The sequence below is a fragment of the Dermatophilus sp. B7861-1 genome (assembly GCF_058996045.1).
On sequence record NZ_CM180082.1, the window covers coordinates 151968 to 178262 of the forward strand.

At 59.9% G+C, this 26295-nt stretch carries 22 protein-coding genes; 15 read left to right on the forward strand and 7 right to left on the reverse strand.

The window, feature by feature from the left end; genetic code table 11:
- Positions 1 to 21: 21 nt before the first annotated feature.
- A complete protein-coding gene (locus AC2T9U_RS00620) occupies positions 22 to 2091 on the reverse strand; it encodes a glucose PTS transporter subunit IIA (RefSeq protein WP_493696279.1) in 2070 nt (689 codons plus the stop codon).
- Positions 2092 to 2266: 175 nt separating this feature from the next.
- Between AC2T9U_RS00620 and AC2T9U_RS00625 the strand changes: the two genes are divergently transcribed.
- Positions 2267 to 2971, forward strand: a complete 705-nt coding sequence (locus AC2T9U_RS00625) for a GntR family transcriptional regulator (protein WP_493696280.1) — start codon at positions 2267 to 2269, stop codon at positions 2969 to 2971.
- A gap of 55 nt (positions 2972 to 3026) precedes the next feature.
- Here the strand turns inward: AC2T9U_RS00625 and ald are convergent, their stop codons facing one another.
- Together ald and AC2T9U_RS00635 are read right to left on the reverse strand one after the other, a co-directional pair.
- Positions 3027 to 4142 (reverse strand): alanine dehydrogenase, encoded by a 1116-nt coding sequence (gene ald, locus AC2T9U_RS00630; protein ID WP_493696281.1) that lies wholly within the window; start codon positions 4140 to 4142, stop codon positions 3027 to 3029.
- Between the two features lie 195 nt (positions 4143 to 4337).
- Positions 4338 to 5537 (reverse strand): globin domain-containing protein, encoded by a 1200-nt coding sequence (locus AC2T9U_RS00635; protein ID WP_493696282.1) that lies wholly within the window; start codon positions 5535 to 5537, stop codon positions 4338 to 4340.
- Between the two features lie 142 nt (positions 5538 to 5679).
- Here AC2T9U_RS00635 and AC2T9U_RS00640 point away from each other — a divergent pair, with 142 nt between their 5' ends.
- Complete coding sequence (locus tag AC2T9U_RS00640) at positions 5680 to 6342, forward strand: HAD-IA family hydrolase (protein WP_493696283.1); 663 nt, start codon at positions 5680 to 5682, stop codon at positions 6340 to 6342.
- 19 nt (positions 6343 to 6361) lie between these two features.
- Here the strand turns inward: AC2T9U_RS00640 and AC2T9U_RS00645 are convergent, their stop codons facing one another.
- Positions 6362 to 7351 (reverse strand): S41 family peptidase, encoded by a 990-nt coding sequence (locus AC2T9U_RS00645; RefSeq protein WP_493696284.1) that lies wholly within the window; start codon positions 7349 to 7351, stop codon positions 6362 to 6364.
- A gap of 250 nt (positions 7352 to 7601) precedes the next feature.
- On the opposite strand from AC2T9U_RS00645, the gene AC2T9U_RS00650 reads away from it, so the two are divergent.
- The 10 genes from AC2T9U_RS00650 to AC2T9U_RS00695 all read left to right on the forward strand — a co-directional run bounded on the left by AC2T9U_RS00650 (position 7602) and on the right by AC2T9U_RS00695 (position 19232).
- Positions 7602 to 9422, forward strand: coding sequence for an ExeM/NucH family extracellular endonuclease (locus AC2T9U_RS00650; RefSeq protein WP_493696285.1), 1821 nt, complete (start codon positions 7602 to 7604; stop codon positions 9420 to 9422).
- A gap of 141 nt (positions 9423 to 9563) precedes the next feature.
- A complete protein-coding gene (locus AC2T9U_RS00655) occupies positions 9564 to 9932 on the forward strand; it encodes an FKBP-type peptidyl-prolyl cis-trans isomerase (RefSeq protein WP_034401215.1) in 369 nt (122 codons plus the stop codon).
- Between the two features lie 128 nt (positions 9933 to 10060).
- Positions 10061 to 11527 (forward strand): amino acid permease, encoded by a 1467-nt coding sequence (locus AC2T9U_RS00660; protein WP_208304073.1) that lies wholly within the window; start codon positions 10061 to 10063, stop codon positions 11525 to 11527.
- A 231-nt stretch (positions 11528 to 11758) separates the two neighbouring features.
- A complete protein-coding gene (locus AC2T9U_RS00665) occupies positions 11759 to 13009 on the forward strand; it encodes an inorganic phosphate transporter (protein ID WP_051277555.1) in 1251 nt (416 codons plus the stop codon).
- On the forward strand, positions 13006 to 13281 hold the full coding sequence (locus AC2T9U_RS00670; protein ID WP_115031767.1) for a hypothetical protein: 276 nt from the start codon (positions 13006 to 13008) through the stop codon (positions 13279 to 13281). Before AC2T9U_RS00665 ends, AC2T9U_RS00670 begins: the two co-directional genes overlap by 4 nt.
- A 351-nt stretch (positions 13282 to 13632) precedes the next feature.
- A complete protein-coding gene (locus AC2T9U_RS00675; protein WP_493696286.1) occupies positions 13633 to 14694 on the forward strand; it encodes a FecCD family ABC transporter permease in 1062 nt (353 codons plus the stop codon).
- Positions 14691 to 15506 (forward strand): ABC transporter ATP-binding protein, encoded by an 816-nt coding sequence (locus AC2T9U_RS00680; protein WP_208304072.1) that lies wholly within the window; start codon positions 14691 to 14693, stop codon positions 15504 to 15506. Before AC2T9U_RS00675 ends, AC2T9U_RS00680 begins: the two co-directional genes overlap by 4 nt.
- Entirely contained in the window at positions 15503 to 16561 is a 1059-nt protein-coding gene (locus AC2T9U_RS00685) for an ABC transporter substrate-binding protein (protein ID WP_493696287.1), read from the forward strand. The genes AC2T9U_RS00680 and AC2T9U_RS00685 overlap by 4 nt, the downstream gene beginning before the upstream one ends.
- Positions 16562 to 16707: 146 nt before the next feature.
- Positions 16708 to 17184: a hypothetical protein gene (locus AC2T9U_RS00690; protein WP_493696288.1), complete on the forward strand. Its 477-nt coding sequence runs from the start codon at positions 16708 to 16710 to the stop codon at positions 17182 to 17184.
- A gap of 248 nt (positions 17185 to 17432) precedes the next feature.
- Entirely contained in the window at positions 17433 to 19232 is a 1800-nt protein-coding gene (locus AC2T9U_RS00695; protein ID WP_493696289.1) for a bifunctional metallophosphatase/5'-nucleotidase, read from the forward strand.
- An 85-nt stretch (positions 19233 to 19317) separates the two neighbouring features.
- Here AC2T9U_RS00695 and AC2T9U_RS00700 read toward each other — a convergent pair whose 3' ends face one another.
- A complete protein-coding gene (locus AC2T9U_RS00700) occupies positions 19318 to 19992 on the reverse strand; it encodes a nucleotidyltransferase domain-containing protein (protein ID WP_115031756.1) in 675 nt (224 codons plus the stop codon).
- 332 nt (positions 19993 to 20324) lie between these two features.
- On the opposite strand from AC2T9U_RS00700, the gene AC2T9U_RS00705 reads away from it, so the two are divergent.
- The 3 genes from AC2T9U_RS00705 to AC2T9U_RS00715 are packed head-to-tail and all read left to right on the forward strand — an operon-like array spanning position 20325 to position 24157.
- Entirely contained in the window at positions 20325 to 21128 is an 804-nt protein-coding gene (locus tag AC2T9U_RS00705) for an EAL domain-containing protein (protein WP_493696290.1), read from the forward strand.
- Entirely contained in the window at positions 21125 to 23428 is a 2304-nt protein-coding gene (locus tag AC2T9U_RS00710; protein ID WP_493696291.1) for a putative bifunctional diguanylate cyclase/phosphodiesterase, read from the forward strand. The genes AC2T9U_RS00705 and AC2T9U_RS00710 overlap by 4 nt, the downstream gene beginning before the upstream one ends.
- Positions 23429 to 23476: 48 nt before the next feature.
- Positions 23477 to 24157 carry a response regulator transcription factor gene (locus AC2T9U_RS00715; RefSeq protein ID WP_493696292.1) on the forward strand — a complete coding sequence of 227 codons (681 nt, stop codon included), beginning with the start codon at positions 23477 to 23479 and terminating at the stop codon, positions 24155 to 24157.
- A gap of 6 nt (positions 24158 to 24163) precedes the next feature.
- On the opposite strand, the gene AC2T9U_RS00720 is transcribed toward AC2T9U_RS00715, so the two are convergent.
- A complete protein-coding gene (locus AC2T9U_RS00720; protein WP_493696293.1) occupies positions 24164 to 25552 on the reverse strand; it encodes a sensor histidine kinase in 1389 nt (462 codons plus the stop codon).
- Between the two features lie 13 nt (positions 25553 to 25565).
- Positions 25566 to 26288: a phosphatase PAP2 family protein gene (locus AC2T9U_RS00725; RefSeq protein WP_493696294.1), complete on the reverse strand. Its 723-nt coding sequence runs from the start codon at positions 26286 to 26288 to the stop codon at positions 25566 to 25568.
- Between the last annotated feature and the right edge of the window lie 7 nt (positions 26289 to 26295).

Here is a 26295-nt window from a genome sequence, read left to right on the forward strand (position 1 = left end):
ACCGTTCTCCTACAGCTGTATTTAGCGCACCGTGTATAGGGGATCTGCGCCTTCGATCTGTCCGCTTGCCGGGTTAGTGATTGCCTCCGGGCCGACCTCCAGAGCCATGACTGGCACAACGACGCTGCGGCCGGACTTAGCGACAGCAGCGACGTCGTAGTCGATGAGAAGCTGTCCAGCTTCCACGCTGTCACCAACGTTCGCGTGTTTGGTGAAACCTTTGCCTTTGAGGCCGACCGTTTCGATGCCTAGGTGCGTGAGGATCTTGCGACCTGATGGCGTCTTGATAACGAAGGCATGCGGCCACATCTGTACTAGCTCGCCTGAGACCGGTGCAGTAACTGGAATCTTTGTTTTTTCTTCCGGTTCGATAGCTAGACCGTTACCGAGTAGACCGTCAGAGAACGTTTCGTCGGAAACTTCGCTCAGTGGCACGACCCGTCCGGTGATTGGCGCGAAAATGACCAGTTCATCTGTGGTGTCAGTTTTTTCATCCGAGGCAGAGGCATCAGATTTTTCTGCGTCGGTGGTTGCGTCGTGACGTGAGGTCTTTTCTTTCTCCTCGGCGGTAGGTTCTTCGCCGGTGAGAACTTGACGCATGTCATGTTTGAGCGATTCGGCGCGCGGACCAAACACAGCCTGGATGTTGTTACCGACTTCGAGGACACCGGCGGCACCGAGTTCACGTAGACGTTCTTTGTTGATGCGGCTGGTGTCTTCTACCTCGATGCGTAGGCGTGTGATGCACGCGTCGACATAGAGCAGGTTTTCGCGTCCACCGAAAGCCTCAACGAGTTGGGTGGCCATTTCGTTGCGGTCGGTCGTGGCGGAGTCTTGCTCTTCTTTTTCGCTGTCGCCGCTGTTGATGGTGTCTTCACGGCCTGGGGTGCGTAGGTTCCATGCGGTGATCGCGAACCGGAACACCACGTAGTAGAGGATAAAGAACCCGACGCCGAGGCCAAGAAGCAACGGGATGTTTTGGGCTGCCTTGGAGTTTCCGTAGAGAAGCAGGTCAATCAGGCCGGCAGAGAAGGAGAATCCGAGGTGAATGTCCAGGGTGTATGCCGCGGCCAGGGACAAACCGGTAAGGATCGCGTGCAGCACGTAAAGCGGGAACGCGGCGAACATAAACGCGAACTCGAGCGGTTCGGTGATGCCGGTGAGGAATGCAGTCAAGCCTGCAGCGCCGAAAATACCGGCGGCGAATTTCTTCTGGTTGGGGCGAGCACAATGCATCATCGCTAGGGCGGCGCCAGGCAGACCGAACATGAGAATCGGGTAGAAGCCGGAGGTGAGGATACCTGCGGTGGGGTCACCGGCGGCGAAGCGGGTTAGCTCGCCGTGGAGGGCACCATCTGGGGTGGCGAAGCTGCCGTACTGGAACCAAATGTAGATGTTGATGATGTGGTGCAGCCCGAAGGGGATGAGTAGACGGTTGAAAAGACCGTAGATGAATGCACCGACGGCACCTGCACTGGCAATGCTGGTTGCCAACGTGGTCAGACCTGCGTTGAACAGGGGGTAGCAGTAGGACATCGCGAAGCCGACAATGAGCACCGTGAACGAGACGATGATCGGCACAAACCTGCGGCCGCCGAAGAACCCTAGGTAGGTGGGAAGTTCGATGTCGTGGAAGCGGTCGAAGAGCTTCGCGGTGATGAGACCGACGACGATACCGCCGAGAACACCGTAGTTAATGGTCAAAGGTGCGCCGGCGATGTCGACTTTTCCGGCGAGGACCACCGGGGACATCGCCTTAAAGACGCTTTCGATGACGATGTAGCCGGCCACGGCGGCTAGGGCCGTGGAACCGTCAGCTTTCTTGGCCATACCGATGGCGATACCGACGGCGAAGAGAATGGCAAGCTGTTTGAAGATTGAATCCCCAGCAGCGGTCATCGCGTCGAAGAAGGGGCTGACTACGGGAGTTTCGATCCAGCCGAGGACGTCTTCTTGTCCGAAGCGCAACAGTAGGCCCGCGGCGGGCAGTAGCGCGATCGGTAGCATCAAAGACTTGGCGAAGCGTTGTAGACCGCTGAAGCGCCCCTTGCGTGGGGCCCGTGACGGGGCCGTGTCGGTGGTGGTACTCATGGGATCCTTCCTCGGCCCGTAGGCCCTTACCTTCATTGGTCTAGACCAGAATATGGGTGTGGTGCAGGTGGGCTGTGGTCGAGGGTGGCATGGCTTGGCTTCAGCCGGAAGAGAACGAGAGAGGGTGGTTGTGCGTTGAGTCTCTGACCGGATTAATGGAGGGGTGGTTTAGCTCGTGAAGGTGCCCAAGTACTACTGGGTTAAAACAGAGATCATCGAGTACATGCGTGAGCTGGTCGCAGGAGATGCGATACCAGGTGAAAGAGAGCTAGCGCAGCTGTTCGGAACATCACGTACGACGGTGCGGCAGGCGATTGCTGAGCTTGTGGTTGAAGGGCGGTTGCAGCGCAGGCAGGGGCGGGGAACGTTTGTTTCTCCGCCGAAAGTGATGCGGGTACGGCAGTTGACGTCGTTTTCGGAGGATTTGCGTTCGGAAGGTTCGATGCCCGGGGCGGTCATTGTGGCCGTGGGAGAGGTTGCTGCTCACGGGGAGGTGTGTGAGCGGCTTGGGGTGGCATCAGGGGTATCTGTGATGAGGGTGGAGCGGGTACGGACTGCAGCTGGTCAGCCATTAGCGCATGAGACGGCGTTTTTACCGGGGCCGTTACCTGGTTTGGGTGAGGCATTGGAGGGGGGTGGTTCGTTGTATTTGACGTTGGAGGAGAGGTTTGGGCGGGTGATTACGACGGTGGAGGATGTGGTTGAAACCTCGTTTGCAAGTCCGCGGGAAGCGGATTTGTTGGCTGTGGAGACGGGGTCGCCACTGTTATTGGTGCATCGCACGGGGTGGGGCGCTGATGGTGCGCTGGTGGAGTGGACGCGTTCGGTGTTCCGCGGTGATCGATTTCGTTATGTGGCGCGCCAGCAGGTGAGCTTGTAGGTGGGGTGAAGGTGTTGGGCCGGTCGCGGTGGTTCCGTGACCGGCCCGGGGTGTTTTAAAGGGTGGCGATGAAGTCTTCGAAGGCGAGGTCGTCGAAGGCTGCTGCTACGCCGCGGTGGGTGATTTTCCCGGCATGGGTGTTTAGGCCTAGGGCTAGGGCGTGGTCGGTGCGGCAGGCGGTTTCCCAGCCGGCGTCGGCGAGTTTGAGCACGTAGGGCAGGGTTGAGTTGGTTAGTGCGTAGGTGGAGGTGTTGGGGACTGCGCCGGGCATGTTTGCTACGCAGTAGAACACGGATTTGTGCACGGTGAAGGTGGGGTCTGCGTGGGTGGTGGGGTGTGAGTCTTCGAAGCATCCGCCTTGGTCGATGGCGACGTCGACGAGCGCAGATCCGGGTTTCATGTGGGAAACCATCTCGTTAGTAACGAGTTTGGGTGCTTTGGCTCCGGGGATGAGGACGGTGCCGATGACTAGGTCGGCGTTGAGTACTTGTTCACGGACGGTGAGGGGGTTTGAGGCTAGTCCTTGGACGCGGCCGTTGTATTGCCAGTGGACGGTGCGGAGTTTGGTGAGGTCTGTGTCGAGGATAGTGACGTTGGCGCCCATGCCTACGGCGATTTGGGCGGCGTTTTGTCCGGCGGTTCCGGCGCCGAGGATGACGACGTTACCCATGGAGACTCCGGCAACTCCGCCAAGGAGGATGCCCATTCCGCCTTGGGATTTCATAAGGGCTAGGGCGCCCATTTGGGGGGCGAGGCATCCGGCTACTTCGGACATGGGGTGTAGCAGGGGTAGGGAGCGGTCGGGGAGTTGGACTGTTTCGTAGGCGATGGCGGTGGTGCCGGCGGTGAGGAGGGCTTCGGTTTGGGGGCGGTCTGCGGCCAGGTGCAGGTATGTGAAAAGGAGGAGGTCATCGCGTAGTAGGGGGTATTCGGAGGCGATGGGTTCTTTTACTTTGAGGACCATTTCTCCGGCGGACCAGGTGGTTTCGGCGTCTTTGGTGATGGTTGCGCCGGCTGAGATGTAGTCCTGGTCTTGGATGAGGGAGCCGATGCCTGCGCCTGCTTGGACGAATACTTCGTGTCCGTTGTGGGTGAGTGCAGCTACTCCGGCGGGGGTGATGGCGACGCGGTTTTCGTTGTTTTTGACCTCGGTGGGCACGGCGATTTTCATGTCAGGCTCCCTTGCCTTGTTCACGGTAGTTGCGCGTGCGGCAGTGTGTGCCGTTGCGCTGGAGTGGTGGTGGCTCCTGTTGGGTTAAGCCTGGCACTGTGAGGGCTGAGTTTGGCGGGTTTGTTTGAGTCTGTGAGGTGTTGGTGTCGTGCCGGCCACTGGTTGTGTGGGTGTTGTCAGTGGCCGGTGTGTGGTTTAGGCGGCGTTGTTGGGGTTTTGGGTCCACATGTCGGGGCCGAACACTTCGTAGGAGATATTGCTGGTGGGAATGCCTTTGGCGGTGAGTTGGGTGTGGATGTTGCGCATGAATGGCAGGGGGCCGCACATAAAGACGTGGGTGTTGGTGGGTAGGTCGATGGTGCTCAGGTCCATGTGTCCGGTGTGGGTGTCGGTGTTGTCAGGTGTTTCGTACCAGCAGTGACGGGTGATGTTGGGCATGGTGGCGGTGCTGGTGGCGATCGTTGTGCGCAGTGGGTGTAGAGCGGGGCAGTGGTCGGCGTGGAGAAGGTAGATGTCGCGTTCGGGTTGTCGTTGGGCGAGGTCTTCGAGGATGGCGGCCATGGGGGTGATGCCTACGCCAGCGGAGATGAGAGCCAGGGGAGTGTTGGTGTTGTCGAGGGTGATGTCGCCGCAGGGTTGGGAGACCTGGAGATGAGTGCCTGGATGGGCGTTGGCGGCGAGCCAGGTGGAGACGGCTCCGGCGGGGCTTTCGTTGTGGCTGTCGATTTTTTTGATGGTGATGCGGAAGGTGTTTTCGTCGGGTTGTCCGGAGATGGTGTATTGGCGGGGTTGGGTGTGGCCGGGGGCGATTTCGATGTTGAGGGTGATGTATTGGCCGGGTTGCCAGGCGGGGAGTGTTCCGGTGGTGGGGCGTAGATGCAGGGAGAAGGTGGTGTCGGTTTCGTGGATGCGGTCAGTGACCGTGTAGTCGTGCCAGGGGGTGTTGGGGTTGGTGCCGGCGAGGGCGTAGAGCTTTGCTTCTTCGGCGATGAGTTGGGTGGCGAATAGCCAGTAGACCTCGTTCCAGGCGGCGGCGATGTCGGGGGTGAGGGTGTCGCCGAGGGTTTTGCCGATGGCTTGCATGAGGTAGTGGCCGACGATGGTGTATTGGGGTGCGGTGATTCCTAGGGAGACGTGTTTGTGCGCGATGCGGCGCAGTACGGGGGTGAAGTCGGGGGCCTCAGGGGAGATGAGGTGGGTTGCGTAGGCGACGACGCTGGCTGCTAGTGCTTTGGGTTGTTCTCCGATGGCTTGATTGGCCATGTTGAAGATGTTTGTGAGTTCAGGGTGGTCGTGGAACATGTCGCTGTAGAACTGGGTGGTGATGAGGGTGCTGTGTTCGGCGACGAGGGCGGCGGTTGCTTTGACGATGGTTGCTGATGGGGCGGAGAGCATGGGAGGTCCTTGGTGTTGGGTGCGTGGTGGGGTGGCACAGCCCTTTTTGCGCTGTTTAAGCCAGATTCAATCCTGGGTGGTGTCTCGTGTGCCACGCCCACGAGATGAGTTCCACGGTGATTGAACGCATTCGGGTGCTCTGATGGCGTTCTATGGAGGTATGACTTCTGCTGCGGAATTGATTGCTCCTTGTCGGGCCCTCCTGATGGATATGGATGGCACTTTGGTGAATTCGAATGCCTCTGTTGAGCGTGCATGGACGGCATGGGCCCAGGATGTGGGGGCTGACCCGCAGGAAGTGTTGAGTTTTTGTCATGGGCAACCGGCGCCGGTGACTATGCGGCGTTTCGCTCCGCAGTGGAGTGAGGAACGGATTGTTGAAGAGGTGGAACGTCAAATTGCTCGTGAGGCTGAAGATGTCGCGGATGTCACACCTATGCCGGGTGCGCTTGAGCTGACTCAGTGGCTGGATGAGCAAGACATGCCGTGGGCGGTGGTGACGAATTCACCGGCGGAGCTGGCCCGTCGACGGCTAGCGGCGGCGGGGTTGCAGCCGCCAGTGCTGGTGACGGCCAGTGATGTTACGGCGCCTAAGCCAGCGCCGGACCCGTACGAGTATGCGGCAGAGTTGTTGGCGGTTTTGCCTAGTGAGGCTTTGGCTGTTGAGGACTCTCCTGCGGGGTTGGCGGCTGGGCGTGAAGCGGGTTGTGTCACGGTCGCCGTGATGGGGGCTTGTGATGCTGATCTAGTTCTGGCAGATCCGGATGAGTTGTTGATGCTGCTGCGTGAGGTGCATGAGCGGTAGAGCTGCTGGTGGGGGCGCGTCAGCGGCATTGGTGTGTGAGCCAGGTGCGGGCGCGTTCCTCAGTCTGGTCGGTGGGGGTGGGGCTGTCGGGGGTAATTGAGCCGATAGCTGGGGCTCCGTGGATGCTGGTGGCTTGGTGGGTGGGCAGGGTGAGGCGTGAGCCGTCGTAGAGCTGCCAGGTTTTGTCCATGGTGGCGTTTCCACTGGTGGGCGCGCCGAATGTGCGTGTGTTGGGGCGTCCAGTGAGGGCGACTGTGGCGATTTCTCCGGGGCCTGAAGTGCGGGGACTGAGCAGGACGGCTACAGGGGCATGTGTTTTGGGGTAGGCGCGGTAGGTGCCGAAACGCCATGAGCCGTTCATGGTGAGGGTTCCGCCTTCGATGGCTGCTGTGGTTGTGGTGCCCTGGTTGTCTGTCAGGGTCATGAGGGGGCCGTTGGGGAACAGGGGGGTTAGGCCAGCTAGGACGGGGTGGGCGTCGCTGTTATTCAGTTCGCGTAGGTCGACGATCCATCCGCAGGTAGTGCGGGGTCGGGTGACGTCGATGTTTGAGGCGAGTTGGTCAGCGTATTTCTGGTTGTGTGGTGGGGCGTTTGATGGGACTCGGGGCAGGGTGAGGGTGGTGATGCCGTTTTCGCTGTTGACGGTGGGCATGGGGCTGGTGGGGTCTGTTCGGGGGGTGATGGTGGCGGCTGGAGTGAAGGTACCTTTTCCGCGTCCTGCGGTCCGGGTGGCGTCTTCCAGCGCGGACCAGGTTTGTTCGTAGTTGTTTTTACCGCTGGTGGTGCGCAGTGCCTGGGCTCGGGTGGCTGTCCAGGCGGGGCCGCGTGCGCCTAGGCCGTGGTCCATATGGGTGAGTGCGTCGGCGGCGTATTCGGTGGCAGTGGGGGGGATGATTCGGACACCTTCTCGGCTGGTGATGGACCAGGCGAGGCCGCCGCCTACTGCGATGTTGAGCATCGCGAGCACGACGAGGGTCGTGATGTATCGGCGCGATGTGGGGGCAGTCATTAAGCCATTCTCGCCAAATGACAGCGCAGGCGTCGTGTGGGAGGGGATGGATATGTGGTGGCGGCTGCTTTGGCCGGGGCGGGAGTGTGGCGAATGTTGTTTTTGTGGATCGGTATGTCTGTGGCTGGTTTTGGGGCAGGAAGAGCAAGCTTCGCTTAACGGAGCCGGCTAGTTCCCTTTGCTTCCGATTCCGTTTCGCCTGTGGCGTGGCTGCAGGCGAGTTGCACCCACCTCACAGAAAGTGAAGACCATGATCATCCAGAAAAGTCGCCGAACATTAGCTCTTTTGTCTGCGCTTGCCGGGGCTGGGCTTGTGCTAGGTCCTGTGTGCGGCGGTGCGGTGGCGATGCCGTTGGGACTGGCCTCGATGCCGGGGGCTGCTGGCTGTGGCAGCGAACCCACGACGACGATTCCGCAGGTGCAGGGGGAGGGCGATGTTTCTCCCATGGAGGGCAAGACCGTCACTGTGCGCGGTGTTGTAGTGGGGGACCTGCAGGAGGGTGGCTATAACGGGTTTTTCATTCAAGATGCCAAGGGTGATGGCAAGGCAAGCACTAGTGATGGTGTGTTTGTTTATGACCCGGCCGGTAGCGCAACGCACGTGAACGTTGCTGTTGGTGATGTGGTTGTCGTTGAGGGGGTGGTGAACGAGTACAAGGGGCTAACGCAGATCTCTTCAGTGAAAGCGAACACGGTGTGTGGCAAGCAGGAGCTTCCTGCCGCCGCCGTGCTTGATCTGCCAGCTACGCCTGCGCAGTTGGAGGCGTTGGAGGGCATGTATGTCCGTCCTTCGGATGCGTTGACTGTCACGGATGTTTACAACCTCAACAGGTTTGGTGAGGTTGTGCTCTCTGAGGGGGGTGTGTTGAAGAACCCGACGGAGGTGGCGCAGCCGGGGAAGGCAGCTCAGGCGGTGATGAAGGAGAACCGTCAGCGGCGGATCATTCTCGATGATGGTCGTAGTGGGAATTTGGCCAAGGATAAGCAGCAGCCTCCGTATTTGACGGTGAAAGATCCGGTGCGTGTGGGTGATCAGGTGTCGGTGTTGCAGCCGTCGGTGTTGTCGTATGGGTTCGACGCCTACCGGCTGGAGCCTGCCGACGGCACTTGGGAAGGAACAACATTTGCTTCCAAGAGTCCCCGGACGTCTGCTCCTGCTCCGGTGGCAGGAAACTTGAAGGTCGCTGATGCGAATGTCTTGAACTACTTCGTCACGTTTGGGGGCAAGTCGCGAGGGGCAGGTAGCCCCGAAGAACAGAAGCGCCAGGAAGCAAAAATTATTGCTGAGCTGCGCGCATTGAATGCTGACGTGATTGCTCTGCAGGAGGTGGAGAACTCGGCAGTGACGACTCCCTCGGACCCGTACAAGGCAGTGCGAACGTTGACTGAGGCGCTTAACAAAGCTGAGGGTGCGCAGGTGTGGGGTTTCGTGGAGGCACATGAGGCTAGCGACCTCATCACAACGGCGATCATCTATCGCCGGGATCGTGTTGAGCCGGTGGGGGATGCGATGAAGCCTGTGGAAAACAGTGTGTGGGACAACGCGCGAGAGCCTATTGCCCAAGCCTTTTCGGCAAAAGGTGAGGTGTTTTCACTGATCGTGAACCACTTCAAGTCCAAAGGTTCTGGTCAGGGGAAAGGCAATATTGACTCTGGTGATGGGCAAGGCAACTCCAACGCTGATCGGGTAGCTCAGGCGAAGAGTCTGGTGGCATTCGTTAACGAGGTGAAAGCCAAAACCAAGGATGCGGATGTGCTGAGTGTGGGTGACTACAACGCGTACACGAAAGAGCAGCCGCTAGATGTGCTGCGCAAGGCCGGGCTAGTTGATGTGGGTGCCAAATTCGCTGCGCAGGACACGTACGTGTTCAACGGTGAGTCCGGTTCGTTGGATCACGCATTCGCTACGCCAGAATTCGCCGCGAAAGTGCAGGGCATGAAGGTGTGGGATATCAATGCCCAGGAGTCATACGCGTACCAGTACAACGGTGTACCTGCGTTGTACGCACCGGATGCTTTCCGTGCCAGCGACCACAATCCGATGATTTTGGGGGTGCAGACAGGACGTTGATCACAGGAGCAAGTTGCCTGTGATGAAGTGGTGTGAGTGGGGCTAGGCGTGCGTGTCTGGCCCCACTCATGTGTCTGATGTGTGCCAACAACGGGTGAAGGTGGTGCCACGGGTCGGGTTGCTGCGGTTAGGGTGTCGGGCATGGAAAAACCGCAAGTAACCATTCCCGAGGGCGATGCGCCTGCTGAGTTGCTGCTTGAAGACCTCATTGAGGGCGATGGTGCACCGGCCGCGCACGGTAACGTTGTCTCGGCGCATTACGTCGGGGTTTCGTGGTCCACGGGTAAGGAATTCGACAATAGTTTCGATCGCGGTGAGCCGCTGCAGTTCCCGTTGGGCGCGGGCATGGTCATCAAAGGGTGGGAAGACGGCATCGTCGGCATGAAGGTCGGTGGACGTCGTCGCATCACGATTCCGCCACATTTGGGTTACGGAGATCGAGGCGCTGGTGGTGTGATCAAGCCGGGCGAGACTTTGGTGTTCGTAGTTGACCTTGTAGCGGTCGACTGAGACGACGTGCTCTGCAGCGCCGCTGTGCCCGACACGCGGGCGCAGCGGCGCTGCATTCTTTTATAGGGTGATAATTTCTGCGCGATTCACGGGAATCGTGCAGTAAGACGAACGGGCAAGGCGGTCCCATGAGTAGTTCCGAAAGCACGGAAACGAGTAAGCAGGCAGAACTCCAGCGGGGCCTAAAGCCGCGTCATATCAACATGATCGCGATCGGGGGTGCGATCGGAACGGGTCTGTTCGTTGCTTCGGGTGGCACGATCAGCAATGCAGGTCCTGGTGGAGCGCTGGTTGCCTACGCGGCGATCGGGTTCATGGTGTTCTTGTTGATGCAGTCTCTGGGTGAGATGGCGACGTATTTGCCGATCGCAGGTTCGTTTGAGGCGTACGGAACACGTTTTGTCAGCCCCTCATTCGGGTTTGCGATGGGGTGGAACTACTGGGCTAACTGGGCAATCACATTGGCGGTGGAGTTGGTGGCCGCAGCGTTGGTGATGCAGTTCTGGTTTCCAGATACCCCTGGCTGGGTGTGGTCGGCGCTGTTTTTGGCGATCATCGTGTCGTTGAACGCGATTAACGTACGTACCTTCGGTGAAGGTGAGTTCATTTTCGCCTCGATCAAGGTGGTCACGGTGATCGTGTTCCTTGTGGTCGGTGTGGCGATGATTTTGGGGATTTTGGGCGGTCATGCTCCAGGTTTAGAGAACTGGACGCGGGGTGAGGCACCGTTCGTGAGTGGGTTTGCTGGCATGTTGTCGGTGTTCATGATTGCGGGGTTCTCGTTCCAGGGAACCGAGATGGTGGGTGTGACTGCTGGCGAGGCGCAAGAGCCAGAGAAGTCGATTCCACGGGCGATCCGTTCGGTGTTCTTCCGGATCATGCTGTTTTATATCGGTGCGATCGCTGTGATTGGGTTTCTTCTTCCGTACACGGATTCACGTTTGCTCAGTGCGGAGAAGGGTGGGGACATCACGATTGCCCCGTTCACGTTGATCTTTGAGAACGCGGGCATTCTGGGTGCGGCGACCATCATGAACGCAGTGATTCTCACGGCGATTCTGTCGGCAGGTAACTCGGGCATGTACGTGTCTACGCGAATGCTGTACGGATTGGCGGTTTCGGGGAAAGCTCCGAAGATCTTCACGAAGGTGACTGCCGGTGGGATTCCGTTGCCTGCTTTGCTGGCGACTACTGCGGTGGGTGCCTTGTGTTTTCTTACGAATTTCTTTGGTGAGGGAACTGCGTATACGTGGTTGGTGAACGCTTCAGGGCTGGCTGGGTTCATTACCTGGATGGGTATTGCGTGGTCGCATTGGAAGTTCCGTCGTGCCTACATGGCTCAAGGAGGTGACCCGAAGGATTTGCCGTACAAAGCAGCGTTGTTCCCTATCGGTCCTCTCGTTGCGCTGGTGATGTGTGCTGTGGTTGTGGTCGGGCAGGGGTACAACTTCTTTTCTGACCCGCTGGGAAATTTGCCGGCCATCGTGGCGACGTATATCGGTCTTCCTTTGTTCTTCAGCGTGTGGTGGGGGCACAAGCTGGTGACGAAGTCTAAGAAAGTCGATCCGTTGGAGGCTGACCTGTCTCGGCCGTGATCGTTGGTTGTTATTGGGGGCGTTTTGGCGGCGCTTTCAAGGCAAATGCTTGCGCAAATTTTTCTGTTGAGATACCAGCAAGTAGGGATTTATTTACCTTCCCAACTACCGATGAGGTAGGAAAACGCAGGTCATAGGATTAGTGGGGGCGGTTGCTGTCTGTGCGGAAGACAACAACCGCCCCCACCGCTTCCAGCGTGGGCCTGTGGCTGTGGGGCGCAGACTGGATGGGTGGACCCTGCGCTTCTCCTCCTGACCCTGGTGATCGTCACGGCATTGACGTTCGACTTCACCAACGGATTTCACGACACCGGAAACGCGATGGCGACCTCGATCGCCACCGGCGCCTTGAAGCCGAAGTTTGCGGTGGCGCTCTCTGCGATCCTCAACCTCGTTGGAGCCTTCCTGTCCGTCGAGGTCGCTTTGACAGTGACGAACGCGGTTATCAAGATCCAGACCGCCGACGGCGCTCCTCGACCTGAGATGGTCAGCGACGGGGGCCTGACACTCTTGCTGATCCTGCTGTGCGGACTCGTGGGCGCGATCATCTGGAACCTCATCACCTGGTTATTCGGCCTGCCATCGAGCTCATCGCACTCCCTGTTTGGTGGCTTGATCGGCGCCACCGTCGCAGGTATCGGATGGTCAGGAGTTAACTGGGCAGGCAACGGAACCAAACTGGATGGCGTCCTTGGAAAAGTTCTCCTACCGGCGGTCGTTTCCCCTTTTGTTGCATGTCTTGTAGCTGGAATCGGGACCTGGCTGATCTACCGCATCACTCGCGGTGTCGCTGAACGACATAAGGAGAACGGGTTTCGGTGGGGTCAGATCGGTACCGCTTCCCTTGTTTCTCTCGCGCATGGCACCAACGACGCCCAAAAAACCATGGGCATCATCACCTTGGCCCTCATCGCCAGCGGACACTGGACTGACCTGGAGAGCGTTCCCCTTTGGGTCAAAATCGCCTGCGCCGTAGCTATTGCCGCTGGAACCTGGCTAGGCGGTTGGCGCATCATCCGCACTCTTGGCAAAGGACTCGTGGAGATCGACTCTCCCCAGGGCATGGCAGCAGAGTCCGCTTCGGCCGCGGTCATCCTCACCTCTAGCCACATGGGTTTTGCGCTATCAACCACGCACGTCGCCACCGGGTCCATCCTCGGCACGGGGCTAGGGCGCCCGGGAGCCGACGTCCGCTGGGGCGTGGCAGGCCGCATGGTGATCGCCTGGCTTATCACTCTTCCCGCCTCAGGCATTGTCGGAGCCGTCACCTGGTGGCTCGCCGCCGCCTTGGGGCACGTCGCTGGTCCTCTAGCAGTTACGGGTATCCTCGTCGCCGCATCACTGTGGATGTGGCGTCACTCCCAGAAAGACAAAGTCGACCATGACAATGTCAACGCCGACTGGGAAACGCCGCCAGTTGACGTCGCCGAGGTCCGCATCACCCCGGTGGTTGTCACCACCGTCCCCGAGGAGGACCGATGATCGCCTACTTCCTTTCCGAAGTTGGAGCCGTAACTGCCGTAGCGCTAGTTGTCGGAGCAGGGCTGCCCGCTCTCTACTCCTTTGGTATCCGCTCCCTTTCAAGCGGCGTCAGCGACACAGCACCACCCCCCACGAGCAACAGAATCCTGGCTTTCTTCATCTTCGGGTTGGTTCTCCTTGTGGTTCTCTTCGGCCTTCTGGTCATCCTTTCTTCCGGCCTGGGAGCCAAAGTTGAGCTGAACGGTTTCATCCCCACATTCGTATCCAAATAGCCCACCCAACTACTGCCGTGACCAAAGCCATACAGCTAGATCCATAAGGCAATTCGAAGCAGCTGACAGCTCAAAGCAGATATCTGAGCCCAGATAGGTACCCACGCCTCGGTTATGGTCACTAACTGAACACACGACATCGCGCGTGAAGCCGGCGAAACCCCGGCACGGTCCCGCCACTGTGAGCCGCCTCCAGCGGCGAGTCAGACCACGCCCTTGTCTTCCGCACTCGGTGGGGACGGACGATCCCCGACGGAGGATTAACGACACCGCTCCACTGGGCATCCTGTCGCGCTCCTCGCGACGGGGTAGTACCCGCTCGGCCCCACCGCGAACCATCCTGGAGTCGCGTTGGACACACACACCTGCCGAGCGAAACCTTCCCACAGTCGCCGACTACCGGCCTTCTGGACCGGCTTCGCTCTCCTGATCGCCCTCATCATTAGTGCGATCTGCTCACTCGGGTTCGGTGCCGAGCCACTCCCACTGCCCACTGTCGTCGACGCCATCGCCAACGGCCCCGGAACCAGCACAGACCCGGCCTCTCTCATCGTCTGGGAACTGCGTCTTCCCCGCGCCATCCTTGCCATCGCCGCCGGTGCCGGACTGGCCATCGCCGGTACCGCCATCCAAACTCTCGTCCGCAACCCCCTAGCTGACCCTTACCTCCTGGGCATCTCCTCTGGCGCCTCCGTCGGCGCCACTGCCGTCATCGCTCTAGGGTTCGCTGCCTGGGCCGGTAACTGGGCACTGACCGTTGGTGCCCTAGCTGGCGCATTAGCCGCTGCGCTCCTCGTCTTCGGTGTCGCCCAAGCCCAAGGCGGACTCACCCCGCTACGTCTCATCCTGACCGGAACCGTTCTCTCCAGCGCTTTCTCCTCCCTCGCCAGCTTCCTTGTTTTCTGGGCCGCGGACCCTCAAGCCACTAACTCCGTACTCTTCTGGCTGCTCGGCAGCCTCTCTGGCGCAACTTGGGACAATGTGTGGATTCCCGTCATCGCCGCCATCCTCGCTGCTCTCGCCGCCCTCGGACTGTCCGGATGGCTCGATGCCCTCGCTGCCGGAGACGACACCGCCGCCGCGCTTGGCGTCCCCGTCCGTGGCCTGCGCATCTGCCTTTTCGTATCGCAAGCCCTTCTTGTTGGCTTAATCGTCGCCGTCGTCGGTGGAATCGGCTTCGTGGGACTTATCGTTCCCCACATCGCCAGGCTCCTTGTTGGCGGACGTCATCGAGCCGTCATCCCCGTCGCAGCCTTGGCTGGAGCTGTATTCCTCGTATGGGTTGACGTGCTCTCCCGCGTCGCGGTCCGCCCCGTCGAACTACCCCTCTCCGTCCTGACCGGCCTCATCGGAGCCCCCGTGTTCCTGTTCCTTCTGGGCCGCAAGTCCTACCGATTCGGAGACAGCCGATGAACACCCCCAGCCTCACCGCCACCGACCTAGCCGTAGCCATCGACGGACGAACCATCCTCAGCAACGCCAACATCCACCTCCACGCCGGCCACAGCCTGGCCCTCGTCGGCCCTAACGGCTCCGGAAAATCCACCCTCATCCGAGCCCTCGCCGGTATCCGCACCCCCGCAGCAGGCCACGTTCACGTTGACGACACCGACCTACACACCATGCGCCCCCGCGACCGAGCCCGCTTGGTCAGCGTCGTCGCCCAAGACGAAAACCCCCTCGCCGACCAGTACGCAGGCGAATACGTAGCCCTCGGCCTCACCCCCCACCTCAACCCATGGTCCAGGCCCGGCCACAGTGAGCACGAACGTGTCCTGGCAGCCCTTAACGCCGTAGGCATGGCCGACTTCGCCGACCGCCCCATGGGACACATGTCTGGCGGTGAACGCCGCCGAGTCATCCTCGCACGCGGCCTAGTGCAAGACACACCGCTGCTCTTCCTTGACGAGCCAACAAACCACCTCGACATCGCCCAACAGATTGCGCTCCTGGACCTCGTGCGCGAACTCGACAAAACCGTCATCGCCGCCATCCACGACCTTGATCTTGCTTTGGCATATTTCGACAACGTCGCCGTTATTCACGACGGTCGTATTCAAGATGCAGGCGAATCCCACACCGTCATCACCGGTGAGGCCACAGCCCGCGCATTCGGTGTGCACATCGCCACTGCCCCCCACCCCCACAGCGGACAAGAGCATCTGCTTCTCGAAAGCATGGCCCACCCGCGTCCTAACAGTCACCTCATGGGAGAAAGCCAATGAAACGTCGTCACCTCGTTCCCCTCACCAGCGCAGCCTTAGCCCTTGCACTAGGAGTCAGTGCCTGCAGCAGTGGTTCGGCCCCCGGCACGAACTCAGCCGCAGGCGGAACTACCATCACCAACTGCGGTCAACCGGCCCAATTCCCCGCCTCTGCGGAGCGTTTCTTTGTTAACGACTCTGGAATGATCGCGATGATGCTCGCCATCGGAGCAGGAGAGAAAATCAGCGGCTTCTCCAGCCTCGAAAAGAACGCCGAAACCCTCGCCCGTCACTACGGTAAAGACGCCCTTGGCGGTAAACAGGAAGTCAGCAACAACATGCCTGCGCTCGAAACCCTTATCGCGCAGCGCCCGGATGTTGTCGTCGCTGGATGGAACTACGGTTACAAGGAAAACCAAGTCACCCCCAAGGTTCTCCAAGGCAAAAACATTGCCCCCTACATCCTCACCGAAAGCTGCCGCCAAAAAGACGGTCAGAAAGCACGCGGCGTCACCGACCCATGGACTGCTCTGGACACAGACCTGAAAAACCTCGGCACCCTGACTGGCAAATCAGACCAAGCAGCCAAAGTCATCGAAGACATCAGCCAACGCCGTAAAGCCCTCGAAGACGCACCGCAAGCCGAGAAAAAGCCCAACGTGCTCGTCTTCGACTCTGGAACAGAAACCGTATTCACCAGCGGTAAGTTCGGTGGACCGCAAGCAGTCATCGACACCGCAGGCGGCCGCAATGTGATGGAAGACGTCAACGACACATGGACAACCGTGTCCTGGGAACGTGTTGCAGCCAGCAAACCAGACGCCATCGTTTTCGTCAGCTACGGCGAACAATCCATGGCTCAAAAGATTGCTTTGCTCGAAGCTAACCCCTCAACCAAAGACCTCCCTGCAGTAAAAGAAAAGCGCTACGTCAACCTGCCCTACGCAATGTGGGTTTCTAGCCCGCTGAACATCGATGCATCTGAGCAACTGCGTTCTCACCTCGAAGAATGGGAACTCGTACCTGAATCGAAACTGCCAAAACCCAAGTTCGATGACACCAAAGACGCTTTCTAAACACCGAAGTACCAGCCAAATAGGGCGGCTATAGCCCTGGCCCGTAGCGGCATACACGGGGCATGATCTGATTCACCGTATGGGGGTTCGGTTCATTACAAGAACCGAATCCCCATACGGGAGTGTGGGGCAGGCACAGACATAAGGTGCTTCTCTCATCCACACCACGGCCGGTAATCGATGACGGATGGGAGAAGCAGAAAAAAGGGGGCTTCGTAGCAACGATGCGTAACGAAGGGCAAAGCAGTATGAAGCGGGCAGGTGTGGCGACCGGTGTGATCATCGCAGCAGGAACGCTAGTAGCAGTAGCATCCGCGACAGGCTTGCTTCTAGGAGGACTGTTCGCCCCACCATTCGACACCTTCCAAGACGCACGAGTGCGGGTTCCCGTGCAGCGATGGGCTGACTCCCAAGGACTTTTCCGCCCCGACACCGAAATCGACGCATTTGCGCAGTTCAACAGCTGCGCCACCTACTCCGTCACACTCCCGGGCAGAGAACCTGTCGGTGTGGTGGCAGTCAACGACGGCAAAGGATGGATGGTCTCCGCAACAAGCAGCCCTAACGGCATAGATGACATCGACTCCGAAGGAGAATGCCGAGAGCTGTACCGCATCCACTGAGCTGAACAGCCACGGCGAAGTGCGACACCACAGGCCACTATCGCGGGACAACTCACTCTGCGTGGGTCACGAGAACCACTTACCCGGCAGCGTTTTCGCCGTACCGTGTGGCATTGAAGAGCAGCATTAGGAACGTGCTCGATGGCAGCCAACTACACGATCACGTGATCGAGCAGGCCCCGCCACAGGCACACCCCAACGCTCTCGACACCCTTTGGAATACAGCCCCTCCTGAAATAAGGAATGTCATGACACATTCACGATCACGTGCAGCCCTGGCCTGTGGAATCGCTACGGTCGCTGTTCTAGCCCTATCACCGGCCGGATATGCCGCCGCTGCCACATCGACCCAGCCAGCATTGACAGCATCCCCCGACGCACCTGAAAAAGACACAAACGGGATGCGCAAGGTGCAGATCCTGGGAATCAACGATTTCCACGGCGCACTAGAACCTCCTGCCGGTAGCGGCGGTGTCGTTACCGACGCGCAAGGCAAAAAGATCCCAGCTGGTGGAGTGGAATACCTCTCCACACACCTGCAGAAAGCACGCCAGAAAGCCGCAGCATCCGGAGCAGGAAGCATCACCGTCTCCGCTGGAGACAACATTGGCGGCTCCCCATTCCTGTCTCAAGCATTCCACGATGAACCCACCATCGAAGCACTCAACCGTATCGGCTTGTCCGTCGCCGCTGTCGGTAACCACGAACTCGACCATGGGTGGACCGAACTGCGCCGCATCGCCAACGGCGGATGCTTCAAAGACAAAAAAGACTCCAACAAGGCCTCCTGTGCGCTGCACACCTTCGAGGGCGCCAAATTCGACTACGTCGCAGCCAACATCAAAGACAAAGAAGGTAAAAACCTCGCCCCCTTCGCCATCCGCAAAGTCAACGGGGCACCGGTCGCGTTCATCGGCCTGACCCTCAAAGGAGCCCCCGACATCGTCTCCCAATCCGGGGTGCGCTCCCTCACCTTCGAAGACGAGGTCGCCGCTGGCAACCGCACCGCCGCGTTCCTGAAGAAAAAAGGCGTCAACGCGATGGTGGCTTTGGTTCACCAAGGCGGAAACGTCCCAGCAAAAAGCCCCTGGAACTACCACTGCAAAGACGGCAAATCACTCACCGGCGACATCACACCAATCGCGCGGAACCTTTCCGCAGACATCGACCTCATCATGTCCTCCCACACCCACGAGTCCTACACCTGCTCGGTCCTGGACCCCGCTGGCAAACCACGCCTAGTCACCCAGGCAGGTCACTACGGCCGGCTCTTCGCGCAGGTCGATGCCACCTACAACCCCTCGACCAAAGACTTTGTGCGCGAAACGATGCGGGCCTCCAACCACGTCGTCACCCGTGACGTAGCCAAAGACCCCGCCATGACCGCGCTGATCTCTGCCTACACCGGCAAAGTCAAAACCATCGCCAACAAAAAAGTCGGCACCATCACCGGTGACGTCACCGCAGACCGCGACGCTACCGGATCCACCCCCCTAGGCAACCTGATCGCCGACGCGTTCCGCAGCGAGCCCAGCGCCGCGACCAACGGCAAAGCCCCCCAAATTGCATTCATGAACCCCGGCGGTATCCGCGCCGACCTCACCCACGCGTCCTCACCCGCCGGTGAAGGAAAAGGCGTAGTCACCTATAAAGAGGCCTTCTCCGTCCAGCCATTCGGAAACAACATCGTCTCCCTGGACCTGACTGGAGCCCAGATTTACGAGATCCTCGATCAACAATGGTCCGGATCCGAAGCCAAAATCCTCCAGGTCAGTAACGGATTCACCTACGAATACCGCGCCGAAGGCTCCGGCAAAGGCAAAGTCATCCCCAACTCGGTCAAACTCAACGGCACCCCCATTAACCGCGCCGCCACCTACCGAGTTGTCACGAACTCCTTCCTCGCCGACGGCGGAGACGGATTCACCACCTTCAGCAAAGGCACCAAACGTCACCAAGGCGGCCTGGACATAGATTCCTTCACCCGCTACCTCGGTGCACACCAGCCTTACAGCCCCGTCACCAACCAGCGAGTAACCCGCCGCTGAACAACGACCAAAACGGCAACGCCATAAAAGTGCCGCCTCCCCCCAACAAACACCTCGGGGGGAGGCGGCACACATAAATTCACTCCTACACAGCCTTATCCCCAGCGCTTTCCGCCAACGGCGCCAACCACGGATGATCACCCAACGTCGACTCGATCGCCCCCCGCAGCCACGCTCGCCGCTCATCCGATAACAACGGCAACACCACCTCAAAATCAGATACATCCCGCGGCGTCATCGTGCGCGCCTTACTCAAAAACGCCATCTCCGGCTGCACATAAAAAACACCATCCTTCTCCCACAACGCTTCGGACATCGGACGCCGCACCGACCCGTCATGCTGATACACCCACTCCTCCTGCGAAGACTCCGACAACGCAATATCGAACTCCCACGGCTGACGGCCATTACGACGAGTCCACACATCTCGCGTCCCCTCCGGCAACACCTCTTCAGCCGAACCTTCTGGATTTTTCTCCGGAGCAATCGGATACAACGCACCACCAGGAGTCACCGCCCACACATGCTGACGCCCGCTCAACTGCACCCGCAAACTCTTCAACTGGCTACGCAACACGTACACATCCAGATCTACATGCTTACGTGACACGCCCGTAAAGGCCTCCACCGCCCACCCACCCGAAATCCACCACGACCCCAAATACCCCCGAAACAACTCCGCCACATCACCCGGGGACCGACTCACCCACGGCCCATACAGATCAGCCTGCGCTACATCATCAAGCTCAAAAGGATCCATCGCTACCTCCGGGAAACCGTCCAAGCACGCGCCACGACACCAAACCGGAACACACAACGCGCACCATATTTACGCCCAACCTACGTCCACCCACCGCGACGTGCCAGAGCAAACGGTCGCTCAAATAATCAACAAACCACATCCTCGGACAAACAACACAACCTGCGCGCACAACGCTGTATTTTGAAAATCAGTGACAATAACGCGACACGCCACCCTCGAGAACAACAAACAACCCGACAAGCGACCCCCCACGCCGCAACAATAGGTGTGATACCTCAAAACGGTCGCCTACCGGCCGATCAAAAAACGAAACGTAGAAAGGTGGGGCAGTGACACAACCCTCAAGGGAACCCGTAGATACCGGCGCCCTCCACAACGGTCAGCGGGACCCCCTGCCCCTCATCACCTACTTCCAGCCCTTCTACAACCTCAACTCCGGCCACTTACAAGGTCTCGAAGCTCTGGCCCGCCACCGCAACAACGACGGCACCACGGACTGGCCCGCCGACTTCTTCGCCACCGCGGAGAAAAACGGACGCATGCGCGACATCGACATCACCGTCCTCCACGACTCCCTCTACCACTTCGCGCGCTGGCAAACATCCGAAAAACGCACCCTCATCCTGTCCGTCAACCTTTCCGAACAATTCGTCACCCACCGCACCGCCCCCAGCGACATCATCCTTGCCCTCGAAAAATTCGGGATCCCTGGTGACCGACTACTCGTCGACATCACCACCACTACCTTCCGACACATCCTCGAAGCGGACCCCGCAGTCACCACCCGACTGCACCGCCTCCAAGAAGAAGAAATCTCCTTCTGCCTCGACGGATTCACCGCAGACGACCTCGACCTACTCGAAGCCGCTGCGGACTTTCCCGTCGACATCCTCAAACTCCACCCGCAAGCACTCTTGGCCGACCCCGACCCCAAAGAAAGCCGAGTCCGCCGCATCGCCGACACCGTCGGCGAAGTAGGACTACCCATGGTCGCGGCAGGCATTGAAACCCAAGCCCAACTAGCCCTCATGCGCGACCTCGGATTCGAATGGGCCCAAGGTTTTTACCTAGGCAAACCCGTCCAAGCAGACCAAGCCCTGGCCAACTCCGTCCCCGACCTCAACCTCGAATGAACCTGGCACTTGGGGCACGCACCACGCCCCGAGGCCACACACCCCCAACCAGACGAACGACCGACCGCGTTATCCCCGCCCTCGCGACTCTGCTGCTCCTGCTCGCCAGCACCCTCATTACCTTTGACCCCGAAGGAGTCGGCCACACCGCCGCCACCATCACCAATCTCATCTTTTTCCTCGGTGCCGCCGCCGGCCCCATCCTTCTACGCGCCACCCCACTGCGATCCTGGATACAAACCAGCATCGCCTGCGCTCTGCTAGCCTGCACCGTTCTAGCCGAGTCCGAAAAAACAATCTTCGGACAATTCACCCCCGCCGACCTCTTCTTCCTCGCCAGCTACGCCATACTCGGCACCTGGTTCGCGCGCGGCGCCTACAAACTCGGTAGCTACGACGGACTCGCCCGCCTCGACGCCGCAGCCTCCGTCATCGGCAGCACCCTCACCCTGTGGATCTGCGTCCTCGCGCCCCTAAACGAAACTCCCCTCGCCTCCGGCCTCGTCTGGGCCATTTACCCACCCCTAGACTTCGTCTTCCTCGTACTAGCCCTTCACCTCGCTACTGACGCCAACGTCCTACGCACATCACTGCGCTGGTTCATGGTCTGCGCCGCGGCCTGGACCCTCCTCGACAGCGCCACCGCCTACCTAGCCATCGTCTACGGCATCACCACCCCCGGCCCTCTCATCGACATCGGCTACCTCATCGCCCACTACGCCCTCTTCCGCTCAGCCACCCACCCCAGCATCGGACGCACCCGCACCCCCAGCCACAGCAACTGGACCCGCACCCGCCCCCTACGTGACCGAGGCATCGCACTCAGCACCCTCACCATCTCCCCAACAATCCTCTCCACTCTCATCCCCAGCGTCGGCACCGTCGACACCCTCACCCGCACCATCCTCATCAGCATCCTGCTCACCCTCATCTTCATCCGACTTGAACGATCAATGCGCGCCATCACCCGCGCCGAAGAACACAGCAGGCACCAAGCCACCCACGACTCACTCACCGGCCTAGCCAACCGCGCCGCCCTTCTGAGCGAACTCGACAACAGACTCGCTCACCGCGCCGACCCCACCACCCCCACCAACGAAATCGCCGTCCTGTTCATCGACTGCGACGACTTCAAACAAGTCAACGACACCTGGGGTCACGCCGTCGGTGACCAACTCCTACGCCACATCGCCACCCACATACCCCCACACCTACACCCAGAAGACCTCCTCTGCCGACAAGGCGGAGACGAATTCGTCATCATCACCACCTACACTGACCACGCCCACATCGACCACCTCGCCCGCACCGTCGCCGCCGCCTGCGCAAATCCCACCACCATCCTGCCCGGCCACCAACACTCCATCTCCCTATCCATCGGCATCGCCCACACCACCCCCGGCCACCCCGCAACCACCGACACCCTCCTCGGCCACGCCGACCTAGCCATGTACGAAGCAAAACAACGAGGTCGAGGACGCCACATCCACTTCGACACTGCCCTAGCCCACCGCGCCACCGAACGCGCCACCATCGCCCACCACCTCGGCCACGCAATTAACCACAACACCATCACCCTCGAACTCCACCCCATCCACGCCGGCCCCAACCACCAACACACCCACGGCTGGCAAGCCCTCCCACACTGGCACCACAGCACCCTTGGCGTAGTCCCACCCGAACGCTTCCTTCCCATTGCCGAAGAATTCGGACTCAGCGAAACCCTCAGCACCAACATGCTCACCCAAGCAGCCACCGCCATCGCTGATCTACGCGCCACCCACCCTCACACACCTGACCTCTACATCCGCATCAACATCGCCGCCGACCACCTACGCAACCCTGACTTTCCCCGCCACGCCCGCCACGCCTGCGCTACCGCGAACATCCCCCACCATGCCTTGCACCTAGAAATCAACGAAACCGCACTCACCCAGCCACAACCCGAAACACTCACCACCCTCGACCAGCTACGAAACGACGGATTCCCCCTCGGAATCGACGGATTCGGAACCGGACACGCCCCCCTGATCACCTTCATCCGCCGCCCCTTCCACTTCGTCAAACTCGCCCAAGAACTCACCCACAACCTCGACCACGACCCCGACGCCCCCCGCACAATCCGCGCCATCGTCAGCCTCCTACGCAGCCTGGGCATCACCCACATCGCCGCCCAAGGCATTGAACGAACCCAACAAGCCACCATTCTCCTCAACGAAGGCATCGACTCCGTCTACGGCCCCCACTACAGCCCATCCACCCACACCACCGTCCCCACACCACCGGCACAAACAACCTGACACACTCTCTACCACGACGCGACGCTTCACCCACCCCCGAGGACACCCGTGCGCATACTCCTGGTCGAAGACGAAAACGGACTTGCCGAAGGCATCCGCCGCGGACTCAACGCCGAAGGCATGGTCGTCGACCTCGCCGCCGACGGCATCACCGGCCAATGGCTCGCCACCGAAAACCACTACGACGTCATCATCCTGGACATCATGCTTCCCGGACGTAACGGCTACCGCGTCCTGCAAAACCTCCGCGCCGCAGGAAACTGGGCACCCATCCTCATGCTCACCGCCAAAGACGGCGAATACGACCAAACCGACGCCTTCGACCTCGGCGCCGACGACTACCTCATCAAACCCTTCAGCTTCATCGTCCTCGTCGCCCGACTACGCGCCCTTGCCCGCCGCGGCGCCCCCGAACGCCCCACCAACCTCATCGTCGGCGACCTGGTCATGGACCCCTCCGCCCACCGCGTCACCTGCTGCGGCGAACCAATAACCCTCACCGCAAAACAATTCACCGTCCTCGAATACCTCATGCGCCATCCCGACGAAGTCGTCTCCAAAGCAGACATCCTCGACAACGTCTGGGACGCCGATTACGAAGGCAACGACAACATCGTCGAGGTCTACATCGGCAACCTCCGTAAAAAAATCGACACCCCCTTCGGACGCCGCAGCCTCGAAACATTCCGCGGCGCTGGCTACCGCCTCAGCCCCATCACCACCACCTAACCCACTTCACACCAACGGCAACGTCAACGAAAAACGACACCACCCCTCCGGAGCAACACCAGCCACCAACGACCCCCCATGCAACTCCGCCACTGTCCGCGCAATAGCCAACCCCAAACCACTCCCACCCAAATCCCGCTCACGCGCCGCATCCAACCGCGCAAACCGATCAAAAATAATCAACCGATCCTTCTCCGGAACCGGCGCCCCCGAATTATCCACATGCACCCGCACAACCTGCCCATCCACCTCCATCACCAACCGAATAACCCCCGAAGTGTGCCGCCGCGCATTCTCCGTCAAATTCCGCAACACCTGACCCAACCGCGCCCCATCACCCCAGACCTCAGCCGCAGCCAAAACCACCTCCACCCGCGCATCAGTCACCACCCGCAAATGCCGCGCCTCCGCCGAAACAATCTCATCCAAATCCAACGGCTCCCGCACCAAACGAAGCCCCTCATCATCACTCTTAGCCAGCGTTAACAAATCCTCCACCAACGCCTGCACCCGCATCACCTCCGACCGCACCAACGGCAAATCCAACCCCGCACCCCGCTCAGCAATCTCCACATGCGTACGCACCGCCGCCAACGGACTACGCAACTCATGCGAAGCATCCGAAACAAAACGCTGCGTCGTCTCCTCAGCCCGAGCCAACCGATCCAACATCTCATTCACCGTCATCGCCAACACCGCAATGTCATCCCCCGTAGGCGGCACAACCACCCGCTCACTCGTGCGCGCCCGCGTGATATGAGCAGCATGCTCCGTAATACGCCGAACCGGCTCCAACGCCCTACGCAACACCCGATCCACCAACACCAGCACCACCCCCACCAACACCACCGACGCAACCGCCAACAACATCACCGCGATCTCAATCGTGTGCGACTCCACCTCCAACGGTTGAGCAACCACCAGCGTCACCTGCTCACCACCAGGCGTCACCACTGTCTGCGCACTAGCCACATACGCATCCGAATCACCCGCCAAATCCAAAAACCCCTCATGTTGCTGCGTCACCGCATTCCCCACAGCCGGAATCGGATCCACCAACGCCACCGTCACAAACGCATTCCCCGATGCAGCCAACACTCGACCATCACGCGACAACGCCTGCAACATCGTGCTCCCAGGAGCAGCGCGCTGCACCGCATGAACCGGCGTCGTATCCCCCGAACGCACCGCCTGCGCTAACTGGTACGTCTGATTCAACGTCGCATCCGAAGCAGACTGCACCAACACAGCCCGCAACGCGATCACAAACAACACCAACCCAATCCCCAACAACACCGTCAAAAAAATCCCCGACAACACCACCACCTGACGACGTAACGACCACGTCCCAGGACGCCGCCCCACAAACACCAAAAACCGCCTCACCGCACCCACCGACACACCCCCGTCACACAACGCGCCGCCCACCACACAACAACGACACCAACCCCACACCCGACAACGTCACCCCAGCCACCAACAACGGCGAGGCCACCACATCGCCCAAATAATGCGCCCCTAAATACAACCGACTTGCCCCCACCCCCAACACCACAGGCACCCCCACCACCCACACCCATGCAGACGAACGACCCCACATCCTCACCAACAACACCATCGCAGCCAACAACGAACACACAAACGCCGTATGCCCACTCGGAAAACTTGTCGTCCCCACCTCCGACACCAACGCCCGCACCGTCTCCATCGGCGGCCGCAACCGCAAAAAAAGCAGCTTCGTCGCCCCAGCTACCAGCCAACCACCACCAGTAACCACCGCAACCACCACCCCCGCCACCACATTTCGCCTCGCCACCAGCCACGCAACAACCACAGTTACCAAAACCGCCGCAACCGGAGACAACGCCAAATCAATCAAATGCGCCACATCCGACAACCACATCGTGTGCCGCCGCCCAATCGTCACCTCCAACGCCAACTCACCCGTCTGCTCGGCACCAACCCGCGTCACAAACGCCCCCAACCCCAACGCACCACCCAACAACCCCACGCCGCCTACCAAAACAGGCACCGCCACGGCACGCCCCACCACAATCCGTCCTGGAACCATCCCACCCGAACCACGCCGCGACCGATACACACCGGACAACGGCGAAAAATGCAATGTCATCAGCGTC

Bases quoted from the DNA above. Each gene is read 5' to 3' on its own strand.
- AC2T9U_RS00640 (WP_493696283.1), top strand. From the start codon at position 5,680: ATGGCGTTCTATGGAGGTATGACTTCTGCTGCGGAATTGATTGCTCCT.
- AC2T9U_RS00635 (WP_493696282.1), bottom strand. From the start codon at position 5,537: ATGCTCTCCGCCCCATCAGCAACCATCGTCAAAGCAACCGCCGCCCTC.
- AC2T9U_RS00680 (WP_208304072.1), top strand. From the start codon at position 14,691: ATGAACACCCCCAGCCTCACCGCCACCGACCTAGCCGTAGCCATCGAC.
- AC2T9U_RS00685 (WP_493696287.1), top strand. From the start codon at position 15,503: ATGAAACGTCGTCACCTCGTTCCCCTCACCAGCGCAGCCTTAGCCCTT.
- AC2T9U_RS00660 (WP_208304073.1), top strand. From the start codon at position 10,061: ATGAGTAGTTCCGAAAGCACGGAAACGAGTAAGCAGGCAGAACTCCAG.
- AC2T9U_RS00655 (WP_034401215.1), top strand. From the start codon at position 9,564: ATGGAAAAACCGCAAGTAACCATTCCCGAGGGCGATGCGCCTGCTGAG.
- AC2T9U_RS00620 (WP_493696279.1), bottom strand. From the start codon at position 2,091: ATGAGTACCACCACCGACACGGCCCCGTCACGGGCCCCACGCAAGGGG.
- AC2T9U_RS00695 (WP_493696289.1), top strand. From the start codon at position 17,433: ATGACACATTCACGATCACGTGCAGCCCTGGCCTGTGGAATCGCTACG.
- AC2T9U_RS00700 (WP_115031756.1), bottom strand. From the start codon at position 19,992: ATGGATCCTTTTGAGCTTGATGATGTAGCGCAGGCTGATCTGTATGGG.
- AC2T9U_RS00645 (WP_493696284.1), bottom strand. From the start codon at position 7,351: ATGACTGCCCCCACATCGCGCCGATACATCACGACCCTCGTCGTGCTC.
- ald (WP_493696281.1), bottom strand. From the start codon at position 4,142: ATGAAAATCGCCGTGCCCACCGAGGTCAAAAACAACGAAAACCGCGTC.
- AC2T9U_RS00670 (WP_115031767.1), top strand. From the start codon at position 13,006: ATGATCGCCTACTTCCTTTCCGAAGTTGGAGCCGTAACTGCCGTAGCG.
- AC2T9U_RS00650 (WP_493696285.1), top strand. From the start codon at position 7,602: ATGATCATCCAGAAAAGTCGCCGAACATTAGCTCTTTTGTCTGCGCTT.
- AC2T9U_RS00710 (WP_493696291.1), top strand. From the start codon at position 21,125: ATGAACCTGGCACTTGGGGCACGCACCACGCCCCGAGGCCACACACCC.
- AC2T9U_RS00725 (WP_493696294.1), bottom strand. From the start codon at position 26,288: ATGACATTGCATTTTTCGCCGTTGTCCGGTGTGTATCGGTCGCGGCGT.